This window comes from Leptospira broomii serovar Hurstbridge str. 5399 (assembly GCF_000243715.2).
Lineage (GTDB): Bacteria > Spirochaetota > Leptospiria > Leptospirales > Leptospiraceae > Leptospira_B > Leptospira_B broomii.
In genome coordinates this window covers 1341052-1360663 of the sequence record NZ_AHMO02000008.1, presented here as the reverse complement: position 1 = coordinate 1360663, position 19612 = coordinate 1341052, and the positions used below count along the sequence as shown (strand labels likewise).

Genomic DNA, 19612 nt, shown 5'->3' with positions numbered 1-19612 from the left:
GTGAATGCGATAAATTCTGCATTTGCACGACACGAATGAAATATGCGAGTAAGGTTGACCGATATGTTTGAACGAAAACTTCTGCAAGAATCCAGGTCGGTCCGAAGAAAAATGAAAACTTTATCTTCCGAATTATCCGGAATCCGATCGGAACTTCGGACAGAAGCAACGAGCTGAGACTAGAGATTGCAGCTCTAAAGTCCGAAATATACCGTCTTATAACCGATCAAACGAAATGGATTTTAGTAGGCCTCTCGGCGGCAGTGGCTCTTTTACCGATTTTGGAACGGATTTCTTTTCGAATTTTTTAACAAAAACTGCTTTTAAAAGCTTACTTGAGACGGGGGAATTGAATTAGATCGAGGTTTCCCTCCGGTAATTCGTATGCCAATCATAGATGACACAGAATTTCTTTCCAGAAAATCTACAGACTCGAATCATAAGTTGGGGGACGTACTCCAAGGCATTTGGATAGAAAATGAAATTTGCTTTTCTATTGCCGGCGGCGGTTGTAAGGCTTTTTACGGGCTTGGAATCGGGCACGAACTAAAATCTTGGGGACTTAAGCTCACTCAAGTCTCCGGTGTTTCTGCCGGAGCCGCAATGGTATTATGTTTATTATGCGAATCGGAGGAAGAGTCGGTTGCATTTTTTGAACGAATCGTTCGAAAGAATCCTCGTAATTTTTACTTTACGAAGTTGTTTAGCGATGAACGTGCATTTCCGCATGAGGAGATGTACCGACGGACGATTCGATTCGGTATGGATTTCCCGAAGATAATAAAATCGGGAGCTAAGGTCTATATTCATACGATTCGGGCATTTCCGAAACGTGATTCATTAAAAAATACGTTTAGATTAGCTCGGTTGATTGCGGAAACCGGAAAAGCTTTTTTGGAAGATGAAAGGGATCGAGGTCGCGGATTGCATACGGAGCGCACGTTTCGAGTTCTCAGAAACTGGAATATGAAGGAAGTATTGTACACTGAAGCCGACTTTCATGATCCGAATACGATCGAGCAGATTATTTTGAATTCCTCTTCCATACCCCCGGTAGTTTCATTTCAGAAACACAGAAAAGAATACTATTTGGACGGCGGACTAACAAATAATCTACTTTTAGAAACGTTTCCGCCTAATTCGAAAGTGATCGGAGTTCATTACGAACCGACTACGCTCGTGGGAAAAGATCGCCACTTACTGGATCGGTGTCTTTTAATCACTCCTTCCCGACCGCTTCCCATAACTTCCTTTGATTATACGAACGCAAAAGGAGTTCGTGAAACATATGAATTGGGAAAGAGCGATGCGCTAAAAAACAAGGGCCGAATCCTCGAATATCTAAAGAAAAGTTGGGTTAAACGCGCAGGAAAATTTCGCTTGAACTCATAAATTTCGAGAAGGCGCCGAGTTTATTCGACAAAGTTTTCTTCTTAAAAATTTATACTGTTCGTACCCATATATGTATCATGCAATCGTGCGATTGAAAAAAGAAATACCGATGTAATTCATTCTGCACTATAAACGGACAGAATTCAGATTCGTTCTTGAAAAGGGATAGAAAATCGGATCAAGAAAATAGATTTTGTTCCGTAGGTCGATTCCGTGAACACAAATCAATCCATTATCTCGGTAAAAAACGTAAGCAAAAAATTCAAAGACGTAGTCGCAGTGAACGACCTTTCGTTAGAAATCGGCAAAGCTGAATTCGTCGCCTTGCTCGGCCCAAACGGCGCAGGAAAGACCACGCTGATAGAAATGTTGGAAGGGATTCAAAGTCCTGACTCCGGGGGAATCACTCTCTTAGGAAAAACTTGGAAGAACAATGAAACTTTTTTAAGAAGCAAAATCGGTCTAGCTCTCCAAGAAACTAGATTCATGGATCGGGCAACGGTATGGGAAACTCTTAAATTATTCGGAAGCTTTTATAAAGTCGGCGAATCTCGCATGGCCGAAATTCTTCGACTCACTGATCTGGAAGAGAAAAAGGAAACGTACGTAAATAGTCTCTCCGGCGGTCAACGACAAAGATTGGCCTTGGGTGTCTCCATAATGAATAAGCCTGAAATACTCTTTCTAGACGAGCCCACGACGGGATTGGATCCCGGTGCGAGGCGGGATATTTGGAGAATTTTGGAAGATCTTAAAAAAGAAGGGACTACCATGATTCTTACGACTCATTATATGGAAGAAGCGGAAGTCTTGTGCGAGAGAATCATTGTCATGAATAAAGGAGTAATTCTAGATCAGGGGAGTTTGTCTGACCTGCTTGGAAAGTTAGGCGGTGGAGAAATCGTTCGATTTACCCTTGAAAATGGACAAAATCCGGAGTCCTCACTTCCTGTATCAGGAAAATCTAAGTTTCTCTGGGATGCGGGTACGAAGCAAGGACGGGTGTTTGTGGACAAAATTACCGAGTATCTACCTCTTATGTTGGATTCATTTTCGAAATCGGGAATTTCCTTAAAAGAATTAGAATGCCATAAAAAAACTTTAGACGATCTGTTCCTTTCGATGACTGGAAGGGGTCTGGAAGAATGAATCAGATTTATCATTTAGTCACTATTCAGTTAAAAGAATTTTATCGGGAACCCGGGATTATTTTTTGGGCCTTCGTATTTCCCATCGCAATTGCAGGAGTATTGGGATTAGCTTTTACGACACACGGCGTCCCAGTCGCGAGAGTCGCAATCATATCGTCTTCTCCTAACTCAGCAATTCTTAGTCAACGAATCGAAGCCGCATTTGCTAAAACGGATGGCGGGGATCTACACGGATTAGGGGTGATTAACCCGATTTTACTTTCGGAGGAAGCCGCAATCAAAGCGCTGAAGCGCGGTGAACTGAATATATTAGTGAAAGAACAACCCGATGGAAATTTGGAATATTCGTTTGATCCTAAAAACGCCAGCGCTCAACGAGACTATCTTTTACTATCGAATGCGTTACTTGCAGAATCTAAAAATGTAGCAATAAAATCTTCTATTCGAACGTTAGATTCTAAGGGGACGAGATACATAGATTATCTAGTTCCAGGCATGCTTGCGATGGGTGTAATGAATTCCTGTTTATGGGGTGTCGGTTGGAATCTCATAGAGATGAGGATGAAAAAATTGCTCCGGCGAATGTCCGCGACGCCAATGAACAAACTCGGGTTTGTTTTATCTTTCTTTTTTACGCGACTTATCGTTACGATTGTGGAATCGATTATCTTTCTATCTTTTACCTTTCTCGTGTTTGATAACGCTTTCGTAGGTTCCATTCCAGGCGCGGTTCTTATTTACTTAATGGGAAATTTTACGTTTGCCTGTATCGGAATTTTGGTAGGTTCCCGAGCCCAAAGTTCGCAAGTTGGGAACGGTTTGGTAAACGCTGTGACCTTTCCCATGATGGTCTTATCCGGTATCTTTTTCAGTTATAAAAATTTTCCGGACATTGTTCTTCCATTCGTTAAGAATTTGCCTCTTACATTAATGGCGGATTCGTTGCGAGCGGTATTTATCGAGGGAGCGGGCTTGATCGAAAGTCTACCCGCCTGCGGTTTACTATTTTTATTCGGCACGGTTTTTTTGACATTGGGACTTCGTATTTTCCGATGGTCCTAAGATGCTAGATTCAAATTCCGACTGGAAACAGTGGATTTACGAAAGGACCGCTAAACCTTTTTTATTGAGTTTAGATCCTGAGATAGCGCATTCGTTTGCCCATGGATTGCTTAGATTTTCCTCGAAAGTTCCTATCCTATATCCTGTAATTGAGAGTCTGACTTCTTATTCGAGTGAACGACTAAAGAATAACGTTGCCGGGTTGGAATTTGAAAACCCTGTCGGTCTTGCGGCGGGTTTCGACAAAACGGGTGAACTTTATCCATTCTTATCCGGAATGGGATTCGGTTCTATAGAAGTCGGTACTATTACGGGTCAGTCTCAGGCTGGCAATCCGAAACCGAGAGTTTTTCGATACCCGGAAGATCAGGCGCTAATTAATAGAATGGGATTTAATAATCCTGGTGCGGATAAAGCCGCAGATACGATTGGTGGTCAACGGAAGACCATTATAAGAGGAATCAACGTAGGAAAAACAAAGGTCATTCCGGAAGAAAAAGCGGTAGAAGATTACTTATATTCGATTCGAAAATTATCGCCGTTTGCGGATTACCTCGTAATCAATGTTTCCTCGCCGAATACTCCCGGCTTAAGAAATTTTCAGAAACTGGAAAATTTATTTAATTTAATTAACGGAATTCGAAATGGATTGGGAGGAGCATTTCCTGCACCGACATTCGTAAAATTCGCTCCGGATCTGGAAGAAAGAAATTTCGAAGAAATTATAGAATCGGTTCCCGATTTACGAATTTCGGGGGTTATATTGACGAATACTACGATCGATAAGAGTGTATTAAAAAGATTTCCCAATGTAGAGCAAGAAGGAGGCGTTTCAGGAGGACCTCTCAGAGCAAGGTCAACAAGATTTGTCCAACTAGCTTATCGGAAATTACGGGGAAAAATTCCTATTATCGGCGTAGGCGGAATTGATTCGGGTGAGACCGCATTGGAAAAAATTCTTGCCGGAGCTGACCTAATTCAAGTTTATACGGGTTATATATATCAGGGGCCTCTATTACCCAGAAGAATTCTGGAGTATTTGGACAAAACCATCGAAAAGTTTGGGGCAAAATCAATTTCTGAAATTGTCGGACAAGGTTCCTTATAATAGAATCTTACTTTTCTTCCATGAGTTAGTGGTCAATAATGTCGATAGACGAAAGTCTTTATCATGAACTGCATTTTTATGCATTAATGATATGAATGTGGGAAAGAAAAATGAAAAAAGTCAGTAAGAAAAATTTAAACTTTTCTGCCCTTCTGTCATTATGCGTTTTCATTATTCATTGTCCCAAATCGAAAAATGATAATCAAAATATGGAGCTTCTGCTCGGGTTAAAAATAGCCGACGATATTCGTTATCATTGTGACCCCAGTGATAACGTTCGAACTTCTCTTCCAAATACTCCTCAATATACGATGACTTCTCTTACTTCCGGATACAGCGCATACGCTTCTGCTTACGCTAATGGAATCGGTACCATCTACCTTAACGGCTATGATTCTTGGAGTGGATTAGGGCGATATAATCCGATGGCGATTTTATATGCTGTACAGAACCAGACAAATGTAAACGCAATCATGATGGGTTACTGGACTGCTGTCGGGGCTTTCGGAGAAACGGAAATCATTAAGAACGAAGGGGGAGGTATTTATTCTTCTACCACAGCCTTTCCTGTAGGTTCTTCCCCTAGTTATTCCGCGCCCGGTTCGGGGTACGATAACTTCGGTAGTAATAACCAGCTTAGAAGTTATCTAATTACGACTGCATCTGCGTCATCTTTCCCAGTATCCGGCTGGAAGGTAATGAGTAATATTCAGCAAACTTGCGAGGAATATAAATTTCGGCCTGAGCAAGGGGGAATTTTTGGAAGTTCGCTAACCGGTTTGAGCAAAGTTTGGCAATCCCGAAAAAGGCTGAATATTCGTTTTATAGAAGTGAACAACGGCCTGAGTCATGTATTTACGAATTCCAGTTTTTTCACGGGATTGACCGGTTCTAATGCATTGACGAATCGTTTAAAACAAATTTTCGGTCAAAATTCCGTCGGAATCGATTTAACATTCTCGTACTATCAATATGATGCGGCTTCCTGCGGAGATGCGATTAATGGTAATCGATTCAGCATCTCTGATATAACAAATGATTCGGCCACGTCTCCGACTAATTGTTCGCTCGCAAAATTATACACTACGTCTTCGGCTGCACAAGATGCCAATTCCCTGAATATATTCTTTATTTCGGAACTTTCCGCGAATGTTAATTCCTCCTTACGTGACGGCCTCCTCGGAATTTCTTCGGGAATTCCGGGCTTACCGGGAAAAATAGGTACGCCTAAATCGGGGATGTCTGTTTTCGTCGAAAACCACCGGTCATCCGGCTTGGTTGGAGCCGATTTATCGAGCACGGATCTGACCTTTCTTGCAAACACGATTGCACATGAAGGATCACATTTTTTAGGACTTTATCATCCGGCTGAAATCGATCAATCGTCACAAGTGTATGTTGATCCGTTACCGGAAACTCCGGAATGCCGTAACCCGGGTTCGAACGGTAAGCTTACGATTAATAATTGTTTGGGTACGGGTTTTTATAATTCGGGAGCTCTGAATCTTATGTTCCCTTTGGGAAACGTAAGTGTCGATCAGTCTCAGTTAACAGGAGAGCAGGGATGGGTTCTTCGTTCGAATCCATTGTCTTATTGATAGGGAATTTATGAAAAAGAAATCTTTCCAAGTCTCGCTCGCTATTTTGATTCTCTTCCTTTTTTCGGGAATATTCGGCCAGACTCTTGATCCTAGGCTAAAGGATAAGATTCGAGAAATCGTAAGCGAGACAGGGCATCCCGAAAGAGATAGTCAGTACGAAAGAATTCTAAGCTTGGTATCGAATCCTCTTCCGTACCTGAATTCGATTTTACGAGATGACGGAGTTCGAAATTACGAACGTAAGGCGATTCTTGATTTTATCGGTCGTCTCCAAACCGATGATGCGGCAACCGCACTAGAAAAGATCGTATCAGATGAAACGGTTCAGTCCTCAGTTCGGAATTCCGGACTAATTTCTTATGCCCATAATTTCAGCGAAAAAAACCGGTCTCGTGTAACGAATTTTTTAGGAGGGCTAAAGAATAATTCCATTATAGGAAAAAATTCGGCGGACCTCTTAAATAAAGTTAATAATGGTGAATTCAAAAAGAATGAGTCGAATTTTAAGGCCAACCAATCCAAGACTTCCGGCAAACCCGACTTAACGAATATTCCCGGAACCTTTCGCAAATAAATTTACTGCTCGTCGATAGGCTTGCATTTTCCTTTATCTTCCCATTCGACCTTCCAATTGATCGAATTCACTTCCTTAACTAGACGAATAACGAAATCGGAACAAATAATCTTCGACCCGTTTTCAGTACTTTCATATTCGCCCTCATAGCGGAACCAGAATTGCTCCTTATTCAAGGTAGCATTTTGGCCGAACTCCGGCACACTGAGACGAAGCGAATCGATGGATTTGGCTGCCTTTCCTCTATCTTCATTAATAGCGTCTTCGATCAATTGGTAAGCCTCCTCTTTACTCGGAGGTTCCTTGCCTGCTTCGGTAATCGTAACGGATCTGGCCAAACCGATATCTGAGAAGATCCAACCTTTGCTTCTAACGAATTGAAAAATGACTCCGACAGGGGTTTTTGTGACCTGTCCTTCTTTCTTGCGCGAAGTGAGAAAAAAAGAAAATTTATAACGAACCTCGGGAAGAGCATTTTCTTCCGTAGAATCCCGTTCGATCAATCTAGGTTTGCCGGCGGATTCAACGTTAAGAATTTTATCGCTCGGAAATCGCTTGGACCATTGAACTTGTAATTCTTTTTTTGCTTTTTCCTCATCGGGAGGACCGGCTACTTGTGCCGAGATGTACAAGGGCATTGACAGAAGTAGGATTGCTCCTGCAGTAAGAAGTGCCTTTGACATAGCCCGGAATTTGTACCCCTCGGAAAGATCCTTGTCAATGAAATTCCAATCTCCGACCCTTCCAGATACGGAGGAGCTAGTTTGAAATTGATTCATCTGATTCGACATTCTAAATCCGATTGGGATAGTCATTTTTCCCGCGATGAAGAACGTCCGCTTTCGAACAGAGGAAGAAAGAACGCGAAGATGCTTCGTAACTATTTATCCGAGATTTCTTTTTCCGTGAGTGAAGCGATCGTTTCGCCTTCTGAAAGAACAAAGGAAACCTTTCGCATTTTAAGCAAACTAGGCTCTTTCTACAAAGAGTTTCGATATTCCAAAGAAATTTACGAGGCGGACGGTTCGGAATTACTCGAAATTTTGCGAAGTTCAGGTTCGGATATGGAAAGCGTATTATTTATAGGTCACAATCCCGGACTAGAATCCCTTGCGGAAACTCTGATCTTTAAAAGCGAAGCTAGAACATCTTCTCTTTTCGTAAAATTCCCTACGTCGGCCTTCCTTTCTCTCGTGCTTGATTCGGATGACTGGAAAGATTGTGGAAAAATTCCCTGTCAGATTCAGAGGTTTTGGATACCATGAGTGAATACTCTTTAGATCCGCAAAATCATCCTTTTAAGGTTTTATTATCTCATGAAGAGATTCGAACCAGAGTCGCGCAGTTAGGAAAGGAAATCGCATCCGATTACTCCGGTAAAAATCCCGTCTTTATCTGCGTACTTCGCGGGAGCGTTTATTTTTTTTCAGATCTTACTAGACGGATTCCTTACCCGATCGAAGTGGACTTTCTGCAAGCAAAGTCTTATGTAGGGAAGGATTCGACCGGAAAAGTCGAATTGGTAAAAGACCTAGATTCGGATATAACCGATCGTCATGTGATCGTCGTAGAGGATATCGTTGATACCGGACATACCTTGAAGTTCCTGATCCGACATATACTTGCTCGCAATCCTAGCTCTTTAGAGATAGTTTCTCTTCTATTTAAGGAGGGGGCTGAGACTGTTGAATACCCGGTTAAGTATGTCGGTTGGAAAATAGGGAAGGAATTTGTAGTCGGTTACGGTTTGGACATCGATGGAAAATTTAGAAATTTACCCGATATCCATATTTTAGGAGACTGAATTGTCATTCCAAGCATCTAGAAATTTAAATCCCTTACCATAGTGAATGTGATCCGACCAAAAATGAAAAAATAAACGGAGAAGGAGAGACAATTTCCAAAAATGTCTTTTTTGTAAGTCTTTCGTTTATAGTTTAGGAATCAAAAAAGGATCAGGATAGCGGAAAAATGGATCACAATTCCCTCAGTCTTCTAACTGACATAGCCTTAAGTATCATTTTTGCTACGCTGTTTTCTCATGTAGCAAAACTATTTAAGCAACCGCTAATCTTAGGTTATGTATGTGCCGGTCTAGTTATCGGGCCATTATTCGGACCGATGATCGACGCTAAATTAGGGATCGGCTACGTTCGTAATGAAGAAAGCATAGAACTGATATCCGAGATCGGTTTGATCCTTCTGTTATTTATTATCGGATTGGAGATCGATTTAAAGGAACTTGCACGCATGGGCCGTTCAATGTTCGCGCTAGGGACAATTCAGTTCTTTGTAGGAGTGGCTCTAGCTTGGTTTGCCTTTAAGAAATTTTTTCCAACCGGAACGGGTAATTTTGATCTTTTGTATTTAGCGATAGCATTGTCCTTGAGTTCCACGATGATCGTCGTCAAATTACTTCACGATAAATTTGAAATTAGTACAATACCGGGTCGTCTAACGATAGGTGTTTTAGTTCTCCAGGATATTTGGGCTATCTTATTTATGGGGATCCAACCGGATCTCCAAGATCCGAGAGTTTTGAACGTGATGACCTCCTTGCTGAAAGGTTTAGCTTTGGTGGGTTTTGCCTTTGCAATAAGCCGCTATTTTCTTTCGCGACTCTTTCTATTTGCGGCGGCTAAACCGGAACTCGTACTCATTACATCCATAGCTTGGTGTTTCCTACTCTGCGGAATCGCCGAAAAAGCAGAACTTTCGAAAGAAATGGGGGCTTTGATAGCCGGGGTAAGTATTGCCGCATTTCCGTATGGAGTCGATGTGATTAGCAAACTCTCCGGGATTCGGGACTTCTTTATTACTCTCTTCTTTGTCGCTCTCGGAATGAAAATTCAAGCTCCGAATTCCAACAACCTTTGGATCGCGGTTCTGGCGGTCGGTTTTGTAATTGTAAGCAGAGTTATCATCGTTGCGCCCACAGTCTTTTTTTCCGGTAAAGGATTGAGAGCGGGAATTATCGCAGGATTGAATCTGGCTCAAATTTCGGAATTCTCCTTAGTGATTCTGGCCTTGGGAGTCCAGAAAGAACATATCGGAAAAGAACTGCAAGCCACAGTCTTGACTTCGATGATTTTAGCTTCGATCGTCTCCACGTACGTGATATTGTTTAATGATAAAATTGCGAGAAGCATTCTTTCAGTTTTATCTATCTTTGGCGTTCGAGAAACTAGGGAGCCGCTGGAATCTCAAGTTACCGGAGAACCAAAGCGGGATATAGTGCTCCTAGGATATTTCCGAATAGCACAGGGTTTGATAGAAGGGATAGAAAGAGATCGACCTTCTTGGTTGAAGCGAATTCTTGTAGTGGATTTTAACCCCATATATAGACAGACACTCGAGTCGAAAGGAATTCGGTGGGCTTACGGCGATTTAGCGCATCCGGAGAGTTTACATCACCTTGGAATCGAAGAAGCGCGATACGTAGTTTGTACGATATCCGATATGATACTAAAGGGAACTACGAATCGACGTCTGCTGGAATCCTTAAAGAGTATTTGCCGTCACCATCAACCCGAGATTATTTTAACTACGGATGATACGAAAGAGGCGGAAGTTCTTCGGAATAAAGGAGCTTCGCATGTGGTTATTCCGGGCAGACTCTCAGGTTTTTCTTTGTTTGAAGAATTAAAGGAGATGGTGGAAGATTCTAAAGGAAAAACTCGGATAAAGGGTTCGCTCAAAAAGGAAAAGTCTTCGCCTAAAAAGAGGACGGCCGCACGGAAATAAGACTTTTATGATTGTTCGATCGCCTTGCATTAAGCTCTGTCAAATGGATCCGATGACCGGATTATGCGAAGGATGTTTTCGGACGTTGCAAGAAATCGGGATGTGGACAAGCTATTCCGAGGAGGAAAGAAAACGAATTCGGATCGAACTCCAAAAAAGAAAGGAATCGATCTCTTCTTCAAACGCTTCTTAAAATCCCTCTTTTTACGGCTATACGTAAGTACTCGTCTACAGTTTGGCCTGCGGCCGATTTCCAATTATATTTTTCGGCATTTTTCTTACCCGAGAGCTTCTTACTAACGGCCAACTTCGGGTTTTTGACTAACTCCAATAACCCGGTTTCGAAACCGTCCCTGTCCGTCGGAGAAAAGTAAAACGCAGAAGAACCTAAAATTTCCGGCATAGCGCTCGCATTGGAAGAAAAAACCGGGCATCCGCTGGCCTGTGCTTCGACTGGCGGAAATCCGAACCCTTCGTACAGTGAAGGAAATATTAGGAGTCCCGACGCAGAATACAATGTGCCTAGCTCTTCCAAAGGTAAATGCGGAAGAACGACGATTTTTTCTTCCCAACCCGCCGCATCTTTCCTTAGATATTCGGGAAGTTGTCCATTTGCTCCCGCGATGACCCATTGGGTATCTAGCTTACCCAATGACCAAAGTCCTTTTAAAACCTGAAGCACGAACGCCAGATTCTTGTGTTCCTTACCGATTCCGACGCTGAGGAAATATCCCGGTTCTAATCCGTATCTCTTTCTAAAAGACCGAATTTCATTCGCGGATTTTGGATAAAAGAGTTTGGGATCTATTCCGTTATAAACGGTTTTCATTGAATCCGAAGAAAAACCGAAAACTTCAGTCAGATCTTTTGCGGTAAAATCCGAAACAGTAATGATACTCTGAGCGCTTTCTCTCAGGAGGGAAAAAACAAGTCTTAGGTACAATTGCTTTATTATGGAAGGATGAAATTGCTTCATCTTAAACGGAATGATATCATGCACCGTTACGATACACTTCTCTAAAAAACGGAGAGGAGCGTTAAAATGAGGAATGTCCAGCAAATCGAAATCAGCCATTTCCGAAATGCCCCACCATTCCCGAATTGAATAGATTTCCGCATCGTACGGTAGAAATCCATAGGATTCTAGTAGATCAGAGCTGATTCCAGCCGACCTGAGCCTATCCGCAGATCCCAAAAGAGTGATTTGGATTCGTTTCTTTTTTGCGATCGGAGCTAACTCTGAAAGGATTCCCTGAATTCGCATACCGATTCCCGAATGAGAAATCATGCGAGCATCGTATCCGATTTTTAAGATAGGCGATTTCATAAGGAGGTTAGCGGCCATTTTGAAAGTGTATTCAAGAATGGCAAGCTATACTGGTTTTCCCTTGAACCATAACTAGATTTCGAGAGATTTGGCTTTTTCATCGTCTAAGTAATGCTCCGTTTTATATAGGGGTAAAAACGATTCACGATTCAAAGAAGGTTCGATTTGGAAGAGGAAGTTACCAAAATACTGAAAGCGATCGGGGAGGACCCGAGTAGGGAAGGCTTACGAGATACTCCGAAAAGAGTGAAGAAGGCGTATGAGTTTTTAACATCGGGATACAAGGCCGATATTCATCATATTGTAAACAATGCAATTTTTGAGGAGGATAGTCAAGGCATGGTGCTAGTACGGGACATCGAAATGTATTCCCTTTGCGAACACCACTTACTTCCTTTTTTCGGAAAAGCACACGTCGGTTATATTCCAAATAAGAAAATCATCGGGATATCCAAGATCCCAAGGATAGTGGACATTTTTGCCAGAAGGCTTCAGGTTCAAGAGCGCATGACAGAGCAGATCGGAAACGCTTTAATGGAAGTTTTGGATCCGCTCGGAGTAGCCGTCGTGATTAAGGCTAAACACCTCTGCATGATGATGCGCGGTGTAGAAAAACAAAATTCGGAATTATTCACCTCGTGCATGCTCGGAGAATTTAAAACGAATATGGTCACTCGTAGCGAGTTCCTGGATTTGATTCGTACCGGATCGACCTAAGACGTCTTAATTCTTCCGCTTTTTGCTCGGCTCTTTGTTTATTTTCGAGCATAGCCTTTTCAACTAGGAGACGCTGTGCCTCGAAACTTTCTTCGTTTAATTCTCGAGGTATCCAAATCGGTTTTCCGTACGAAACGACAAACGTGGTAAAGGGTTTCGGGACCCGATGCTTGTCCCATGATTTTTCTAGAATCCATTGCCTAGTGCATTCGTAATGAAAGGGTATGATGGGTACTTGCGAAACTTGGGCCGAAGCGATCAATCCGGGTTGAACAATCAGAGCGGGTCCTCGCGGTCCATCGGGTGTAAATGCGGCGGGAAGGTTTTTCTTCAAATGAACGATCATAGCCTTAAGGGCCCTTGATCCGCCTTTAGAGGAACTCCCTCGGATGCTGGTATTGCCGAAGCGATGCACAACTCCGGTAATAAAATCTCCGTCTTTTGATTCCGAAATAAGAACGGCTACGTTTCGTCCTCGATGAAGATATGGGGAATAAAGAACGTTCGTATGCCAGATGGAAAGAATGAAAGGTTTCTTGGCTAGAAATAAAGAATCGAATTCAATTTTTCCCAATTCTAAGACTTTGGAAGTTAAACCTACGATTCTTTGTAGGAAGACAACGAGAGTAGGAATCAACCAAACTAAAAGTCTTCTCTTAAAGCCATCCGGTTTCTCGACAGAGGCGGAATTTTGAGACATCCTGGGTGAATATTCCTTACCACGGTCGGATCGCATTCTTTTTTTCGAACGTTCCGAATCGATCGGAAAAAAAATTGGGTAGTTTGCTGCAATCTAGCGCGGGCCATCACCTGATTTCGATCAGGTTATCCGAGAATTTGTAGACAGACAATGTTTTCAAAGGCATCGTACTGGTTTTGCGAGGTGGCTATGGCAAAGGAAAGGATCGTTCATCCAAGCGTTCAATTTAAAAAAACCGCTAATATTAGTCTCAAAGATTATAAATCCCTCTACAAGGAATCGATCGAAAACCCGAAGAAATTTTGGGCAAAGGAAGCTTCGAAACGTTTAGATTGGTTCAAAAAATGGGACAAGGTTCTGGAACAGGATTTTAAGAACGCTAAAGTCCAATGGTTTAAAGGCGGAAAGTTAAACGTTTCCTATAATTGCTTGGATCGACATCTCGACTCCCATCTCAAAAATAAGGCCGCAATTATTTGGGAGGGAGACGATCCGAACGAGTATAAAGTATACACGTACCACGATTTATATCGCGAAGTAAATAAATTCGCCAACGTTCTGAAGAGTTTTGGTGTGAGAAAAGGAGATAGAGTTCTAGTTTATCTTCCGATGATTCCCGAATTAGCGATTACGATTTTAGCATGTACTCGGATCGGTGCGGTTCACTCGGTGGTCTTTGCGGGGTTTTCACCGGAAGCACTTCAAAGTAGAATCGAAGATTGTAAACCTAAGCTAATAGTTACTGCGGACGGCGGCTATAGAGGCGGCAAAAGTATAGATTTGAAAAAAGCTGTCGATACTGCTTTAGACCTCGCCCAGGAAAAAGTTAACGACGTTATAGTGGTGAGAAGAACCGCTCAAGAAGTGAATTTGGGTTGGAGAGAAAATACAGATCATTGGTGGCATCTACTTATGACCGATCCGACATTGACGCAATACTGTAAGCCGGAAGTGATGGATGCGGAAGATCCTCTATTTATACTTTATACTTCCGGCTCGACCGGAAAACCGAAAGGAGTTCTCCATACGACTGGCGGATATTTACTCGGGGTAAACATGACGTTTCATTACGTTTTCGACGTTAAGCCGACCGATACGTATTGGTGTACTGCGGATATAGGCTGGGTTACGGGGCATAGTTATTCGGTTTACGGTCCGCTTTCTAACGGAGCCACATCATTAATGTTCGAAGGAGTTCCCACCTATCCCGATGCAGGAAGATTCTGGGACGTAATTGATAAGCACGGGGTCACCATCTTTTACACGGCACCTACCGCGATACGATCCTTAATGCGGGAAGGAACTGACCTCGTTGAAAAACGCAGCTTAAAAACACTTCGTTTATTAGGATCGGTCGGCGAGCCTATCAATCCCGAAGCTTGGGAATGGTATTATAAAAATGTGGGAAAATCCAAGTGCCCTGTCGTCGATACTTGGTGGCAGACTGAAACAGGTGGGATTATGATCTCGGCTCTTCCCGGGGCAATTTCACAAAAACCTGGTTCCGCTACCTTACCTTTCTTCGGAGTAGAACCGCTATTGGTAGATGAAACAGGAAAAGAACTCATAGGCAAAGGGGAAGTTTCCGGCAATCTATGTATTCGATCGCCATGGCCCTATATGATGAGGGGAGTGTACGGAGATCCGAAGAGATTTTACGATACGTATTTTTCTACATATAAGGGATACTACTTCACCGGAGACGGTGCGATCCGCGATAAGGACGGGTACTATTGGATTACGGGTCGAGTGGATGACGTAATTAACGTTTCCGGTCATAGAATCGGATCAGCGGAAGTGGAAAGCGCTCTCGTCGAAAATTCTTCGGTCGCGGAAGCGGCAGTGGTCGGCTTTCCGCATGATATTAAAGGCCAAGGCATCTATGCCTATGTTACCGTTAAGCAAGGCGTTACGACGAATGACTCTCTGAAAAAAGAGTTAATTTCCACAGTCGAGAAAGTCATCGGAAAGATTGCAAGACCGGATGTTATTCATTGGGCTCCCGGATTGCCTAAGACTCGTTCCGGTAAGATTATGAGACGTATTCTTCGAAAGATTGCAAGTGCGGAATTCGAAGGTTTGGGAGATATATCGACTCTCGCCGATCCGTCCGTGGTAGAGCGTCTGGTCGAAGATAAAAAGAAATATCATAGTTAATCCGAATGGGTCCGAAACGAATTGTTTGTCTGACCGAGGAAACGACCGAGCTCCTCTATCTATTAGGGGAGCAAGATAGAATTGTCGGGATTTCGGCTTATACGGTCAGACCTCTTAAAGCTAAGGATGAAAAACCGCGAGTCTCTGCTTTTATCAGCGGGAATATTAAGCGAATTACGGAATTGAAACCGGATCTAGTAATCGGGTTTTCGGACATTCAGGCCGAGCTTGCCCATGATTTGATTAAAGAAGGTTTAAACGTGCTGATCACGAATCAACGAACGTTGGATGAGATTTTTGAAACGATTTCTCTGGTCGCAGGATTGGTCGGAAAAGGGAAAGAAGCCGATTCGTTAGTGAATAGTTATAAGCAAAAACTTGAAAATGTTAGAATCGCCGCAGCGGGAAAATCGCGTCCGAAAGTTTTTTTTCAAGAATGGGATGAACCGATTATTACCGGAATTCGCTGGGTTTCCGAGCTCATAGAGATTGCCGGTGCGAATGATTGCTTTGGACATTTAAAAGAGAAATCGTTGGCAAAAGACAGGATTATTTCTCTCGAAGACGTTGCGAACTCGAATCCGGACATTTTCATCGGGTGTTGGTGCGGGAAGCCGATGGATTTTGAATGGGTTCGAACTCGTCAGGAATGGAAGCAAGTTTCTGCAATAAGGAAAGGGAGAATTTTTGAAATGGACCCGGCGATTATTCTTCAACCGGGTCCGGCTTTATTTGAAGTTGGAATTCTCGAACTGGAGAAAATTATCGATTCTGCAAGAGATCCCTCTTTTTCGTAGATGATTACTTAGTACATTCCTCGATTTAAGCTCGAAATCATATTCGGATAGGCAGACAAACTTTCGATTCTTTAGCTCTGCAATTGATCCATCGATAAACCGGAAATTTTAAATCGACATTCTTCTTCGTAAATTCAAGTCGCGATTTACATTCCGCCCCGGTAACGAATGTTTGGAAGTACACATTCCCGCATGCGGCGGGTTAAGGAGAAACGAATGTCGACCAAGGTTAAAGCAGCAATCATTGGAGGAACGGGTTTATATAGCTTGGACGGAATGGAGCTGGTGGAAGAAGTATTTCCGGAAACTCCTTGGGGAAAACCATCGGACGCAATTAAAATCGGCAAGATACAGGGTAAGCTTATCGCCTTTTTACCTCGGCACGGTGTCGGCCATTTTCTGATGCCCCATGAAGTTCCGGTGAAAGCGAACATTGCTGCTTTGAAAATCCTAGGTGTCGAAGAGATTGTTGCATTTAGTTCAGTTGGAAGTCTGCGCGAGGAAATTAAGCCTTTGGATTTCGTCCTGCCCTCCCAAATAATCGATCGAACTAGAGGGCGAGAATCTACTTTTTTCGGACAAGGAGTCGTGGCACATGCGCCTTTTGCGGATCCTTTCTCGGCGAATTTAAGCGCTCGAATTAAAAAAGCGGCCGTTAAAATCGGGCTTCAAATTCACGAAGGTAAAACTTTGGTTTGCATGGAGGGTCCTCTTTTTTCCACGAGAGCCGAATCGCATCTTTATCGCACCTGGGGCGCGGACATTATCAACATGAGTGTTTTGCCCGAGGCTAAACTGGCTCGAGAAGCAGAAATAGCTTACCAGATGATTTGCATGTCTACCGATTACGATTGCTGGAGAGAGAACGAAGAAGCTGTAACTGCAGAATTAGTAATTGCTAATTTAGGTAAAAATGCCGAAAGCGCTAAAAAGTTGTTATCAGTCCTAATTTCCGATATTGGAAATGGAGACGATTTAACTTTAAAGAATAGTACTAAATATTCAATCATTACCGCTCCTGAAAAGCGCAATCCGGATACTGTCGCAAAGCTAAAAGTTCTCTTTCCGGAATATTTCTGATTAAAGGGAGAGAATTCGCTTTAACTCTCGTTTGTACTCCGAAAAAAAGGAGAGGTCATTGTGGCTCCCTCCTTGTATTCGAACCAATTCCACCTTTTTGCCGCTTTCAATGGCGATTTTATATAGATCATTCCCCTGGGAAAAGGGAATGATCTCGTCTTCCGTACCATGGAATATGTGAATTGGTGATGAGATGTTCAAAATTTTCGAACGCGAATCAAGTTTGAAGGAAAGTAACCAAGAAGGTATTATCGGATAATAAATTGCCGCTAAATCCGCCAAGGTAGTATAAGGGGTTTCTAATATTACGGAGCGCGGAGACTTCTTTGCGGCAAGATTGACAGCTATTGCAGTTCCTATCGAACGACCATAAATTATGATCCGCTCTTCAGGAGATCCAATTCGATTTTGAAGATAAGAATACCACCGTTCTGCATCTTCATACATTCCTAATTCGGTTAATCTTGCCCTACTTTTCCCATAGCTCCGATAATCGGTGATTAGCAGATTCCAGCCGTTTGGGAGAATATCTTCGCAAATTGCCCCCCAAGTCCGTAAACTACCCGCATTTCCATGGAAGTATAATATCGTTCCTTTGGGATTTGGAGATGCCTGAAAATGCAGAGCATAGATTTTCTCCCCGTCCGGAAGATCGATCACAATCTCTTCGTAAGGGTATTGAAACGAGTATCTAAAATCTTCCGGAAGCGATTCGGGAAAGAAGATAAGTTTACTTTGGTTATAGTAGAATAGAAATCCTATTCCAAATAGTAAAAGAAATAGGATAAAAATGAAAATTCCTAGGATCGAATGCAATCTCATCTCGCGTTGATTTCTCTAGTCCAAAGTTCTTTGCCGTCAAAATCATAAATACGAATCGTAAGTTTACGATTTTTTAAGGGACCGGTGACTTCGATCGTTCCAAAATTTCGTTTATCATCTATCAAAGTACTTTGTACTCGTAAGGGATTTTTTTCCGTGATGGGAGGATAGGTCGATGACGTCAGAGGAGAAACGGTTAAGTCGTAGATCGGTTCTTCTCCGTTTTCTTCCAACAGCGACAGTTCAGTAAAATGTCGATCTCCCGTCAGGAATATCACGTTCTTAATCTTTTGTTTTTTGATCGCATTTAATAACTGATCCCTTTCTTCGGAATAGGTTGAATAATTTTCAAAGACCTGCAACGGGTTGAGAACTTGACCTCCGACCACGACAAATTTAAAGGTATATTTAGAGAATATTAATGCATTAATAAGCCAATTCAATTGCCGATCTCCTAAATAAGACCGTTTGCCAAGTTTATTGTCGTTTGCGGTTCTAAAGCTTCGGTCATCCAGCAGAAAGAATTGGGCGTCCCCCCAGGTAAAAGATCCGTATAAACCTCTCTTTGCATAGTTCGGATTTGCCCAGAAAAGTTTAAACATTTCCTCGGCAGTGTCGCGCAGCCAAAAAGACGAATCTCCGTCATTCGGTCCCCAATCGTGGTCATCCAGTATCGCGTAATGATGAACTCTGGCTAAGAGTGGCTGGAGTTCCGGTAAGGCTCTTTGTTGAGTGTATCGATAAATAAAACCGGTTCGGGAATCCCAGTCGGGTTCTCTTAAATAAATGTTATCTCCCATCCAAAGCATAAACTCAGGATCCTTCGAGAGGATGGAATGAAAAATTTGGTAGTCTCCGCCGTAAGCTTTGGGTTGAGTGTCGTACTTTGAATCGTTTACGAAAGCACAACTTCCGAGCGCGAAGCGAAAATCGGGAGGACCGGATTGTTTTCCGATCCAAATAGGTTGGGTTCGAAATTCTTGCTTATTTATCGGTTCGATCGGATTACCATCGACGTATAGTAAATAAGAATACTTTTTTCCAGGCTCAAGCTCATCCGCGAGTAAATGTGCTACATTTCCCTGATCATGTCTGGTGGTGGTTTCTAAGGTCTTTTTTTTATGATTCGATTCTCCGACCGGAAAATATTCTACATAGACTTTTGCCGGAATTTTTGTTTGTACCCAGAGTTTTACTTCCTTATGGGTGGAATATCCGACCATCGGGCCGGATAAGATAGCGGGGAGTTTGCTTTCTACTCTAACTTTATTTTTTCCGAAAAGAAATGTAAAAGAAACTAGCGATAAAATGACTGCTATAATAACGCAATTCGAAGACGACCTTTTCATAATTTGAATTTCATTCGAACCTTAAACAGGA

Annotated in this window: 18 protein-coding genes and 1 pseudogene; 14 read left to right on the top strand and 5 right to left on the bottom strand. The window is 42.5% G+C overall.

The window, feature by feature from the left end:
• Positions 1 to 384 precede the first annotated feature (384 nt).
• The 6 genes from LEP1GSC050_RS11970 (at position 385) to LEP1GSC050_RS11945 (ending at position 6888) form a co-directional block, all read left to right on the top strand.
• Entirely contained in the window at positions 385 to 1392 is a 1008-nt protein-coding gene (locus LEP1GSC050_RS11970) for a patatin-like phospholipase family protein (RefSeq protein ID WP_010571451.1), read from the top strand.
• 213 nt (positions 1393 to 1605) lie between these two features.
• Positions 1606 to 2541 carry an ABC transporter ATP-binding protein gene (locus tag LEP1GSC050_RS11965; RefSeq protein WP_010571450.1) on the top strand — a complete coding sequence of 312 codons (936 nt, stop codon included), beginning with the start codon at positions 1606 to 1608 and terminating at the stop codon, positions 2539 to 2541.
• The gene (locus LEP1GSC050_RS11960; protein ID WP_010571449.1) at positions 2538 to 3605 is read left to right on the top strand and encodes an ABC transporter permease; all 1068 of its coding nucleotides are present in this window, start codon (positions 2538 to 2540) and stop codon (positions 3603 to 3605) included. Before LEP1GSC050_RS11965 ends, LEP1GSC050_RS11960 begins: the two co-directional genes overlap by 4 nt.
• A 1-nt stretch (position 3606) precedes the next feature.
• Positions 3607 to 4713, top strand: a complete 1107-nt coding sequence (locus LEP1GSC050_RS11955; RefSeq protein ID WP_010571448.1) for a quinone-dependent dihydroorotate dehydrogenase — start codon at positions 3607 to 3609, stop codon at positions 4711 to 4713.
• Positions 4714 to 4823: 110 nt separating this feature from the next.
• On the top strand, positions 4824 to 6311 hold the full coding sequence (locus tag LEP1GSC050_RS11950; protein WP_020987394.1) for a hypothetical protein: 1488 nt from the start codon (positions 4824 to 4826) through the stop codon (positions 6309 to 6311).
• A 10-nt stretch (positions 6312 to 6321) separates the two neighbouring features.
• The gene (locus tag LEP1GSC050_RS11945) at positions 6322 to 6888 is read left to right on the top strand and encodes a hypothetical protein (RefSeq protein ID WP_010571447.1); all 567 of its coding nucleotides are present in this window, start codon (positions 6322 to 6324) and stop codon (positions 6886 to 6888) included.
• 2 nt (positions 6889 to 6890) lie between these two features.
• Here LEP1GSC050_RS11945 and LEP1GSC050_RS11940 read toward each other — a convergent pair whose 3' ends face one another.
• The gene (locus tag LEP1GSC050_RS11940) at positions 6891 to 7571 is read right to left on the bottom strand and encodes a hypothetical protein (protein WP_040911651.1); all 681 of its coding nucleotides are present in this window, start codon (positions 7569 to 7571) and stop codon (positions 6891 to 6893) included.
• A gap of 81 nt (positions 7572 to 7652) precedes the next feature.
• On the opposite strand from LEP1GSC050_RS11940, the gene LEP1GSC050_RS11935 reads away from it, so the two are divergent.
• The 4 genes from LEP1GSC050_RS11935 (at position 7653) to LEP1GSC050_RS11920 (ending at position 10825) form a co-directional block, all read left to right on the top strand.
• Positions 7653 to 8153 carry a SixA phosphatase family protein gene (locus LEP1GSC050_RS11935; RefSeq protein WP_040911320.1) on the top strand — a complete coding sequence of 167 codons (501 nt, stop codon included), beginning with the start codon at positions 7653 to 7655 and terminating at the stop codon, positions 8151 to 8153.
• Positions 8150 to 8692: a hypoxanthine phosphoribosyltransferase gene (gene hpt, locus LEP1GSC050_RS11930; protein WP_010571444.1), complete on the top strand. Its 543-nt coding sequence runs from the start codon at positions 8150 to 8152 to the stop codon at positions 8690 to 8692. Before LEP1GSC050_RS11935 ends, hpt begins: the two co-directional genes overlap by 4 nt.
• A gap of 167 nt (positions 8693 to 8859) precedes the next feature.
• Positions 8860 to 10632 carry a cation:proton antiporter gene (locus tag LEP1GSC050_RS11925; RefSeq protein ID WP_010571443.1) on the top strand — a complete coding sequence of 591 codons (1773 nt, stop codon included), beginning with the start codon at positions 8860 to 8862 and terminating at the stop codon, positions 10630 to 10632.
• A 10-nt stretch (positions 10633 to 10642) separates the two neighbouring features.
• Positions 10643 to 10825, top strand: a complete 183-nt coding sequence (locus LEP1GSC050_RS11920) for a DUF1289 domain-containing protein (protein WP_051184957.1) — start codon at positions 10643 to 10645, stop codon at positions 10823 to 10825.
• Here LEP1GSC050_RS11920 and LEP1GSC050_RS11915 read toward each other — a convergent pair.
• Positions 10811 to 11977, bottom strand: a complete 1167-nt coding sequence (locus tag LEP1GSC050_RS11915; protein WP_010571441.1) for a glycosyltransferase family 4 protein — start codon at positions 11975 to 11977, stop codon at positions 10811 to 10813. The genes LEP1GSC050_RS11920 and LEP1GSC050_RS11915 overlap by 15 nt on opposite strands.
• A gap of 132 nt (positions 11978 to 12109) precedes the next feature.
• On the opposite strand from LEP1GSC050_RS11915, the pseudogene folE reads away from it, so the two are divergent.
• Positions 12110 to 12676: pseudogene (gene folE, locus LEP1GSC050_RS11910) on the top strand (GTP cyclohydrolase I FolE); the annotation flags it as partial.
• Here folE and LEP1GSC050_RS11905 read toward each other — a convergent pair.
• Positions 12630 to 13376 (bottom strand): lysophospholipid acyltransferase family protein, encoded by a 747-nt coding sequence (locus LEP1GSC050_RS11905; protein WP_010571439.1) that lies wholly within the window; start codon positions 13374 to 13376, stop codon positions 12630 to 12632. The pseudogene folE and the gene LEP1GSC050_RS11905 overlap by 47 nt on opposite strands.
• A gap of 189 nt (positions 13377 to 13565) precedes the next feature.
• Between LEP1GSC050_RS11905 and acs the strand changes: the two genes are divergently transcribed.
• The 3 genes from acs to mtnP all read left to right on the top strand — a co-directional run bounded on the left by acs (position 13566) and on the right by mtnP (position 17410).
• On the top strand, positions 13566 to 15533 hold the full coding sequence (gene acs, locus LEP1GSC050_RS11900) for an acetate--CoA ligase (protein ID WP_010571438.1): 1968 nt from the start codon (positions 13566 to 13568) through the stop codon (positions 15531 to 15533).
• A 5-nt stretch (positions 15534 to 15538) separates the two neighbouring features.
• On the top strand, positions 15539 to 16330 hold the full coding sequence (locus LEP1GSC050_RS11895; RefSeq protein ID WP_010571437.1) for a cobalamin-binding protein: 792 nt from the start codon (positions 15539 to 15541) through the stop codon (positions 16328 to 16330).
• 216 nt (positions 16331 to 16546) lie between these two features.
• On the top strand, positions 16547 to 17410 hold the full coding sequence (gene mtnP, locus LEP1GSC050_RS11890; RefSeq protein WP_010571436.1) for an S-methyl-5'-thioadenosine phosphorylase: 864 nt from the start codon (positions 16547 to 16549) through the stop codon (positions 17408 to 17410).
• Here the strand turns inward: mtnP and LEP1GSC050_RS11885 are convergent, their stop codons facing one another.
• Entirely contained in the window at positions 17411 to 18232 is an 822-nt protein-coding gene (locus LEP1GSC050_RS11885) for an alpha/beta hydrolase (RefSeq protein WP_010571435.1), read from the bottom strand.
• Positions 18229 to 19581 carry an alkaline phosphatase D family protein gene (locus LEP1GSC050_RS11880; RefSeq protein WP_010571434.1) on the bottom strand — a complete coding sequence of 451 codons (1353 nt, stop codon included), beginning with the start codon at positions 19579 to 19581 and terminating at the stop codon, positions 18229 to 18231. The genes LEP1GSC050_RS11885 and LEP1GSC050_RS11880 overlap by 4 nt, the downstream gene beginning before the upstream one ends.
• Positions 19582 to 19612 lie beyond the last annotated feature (31 nt).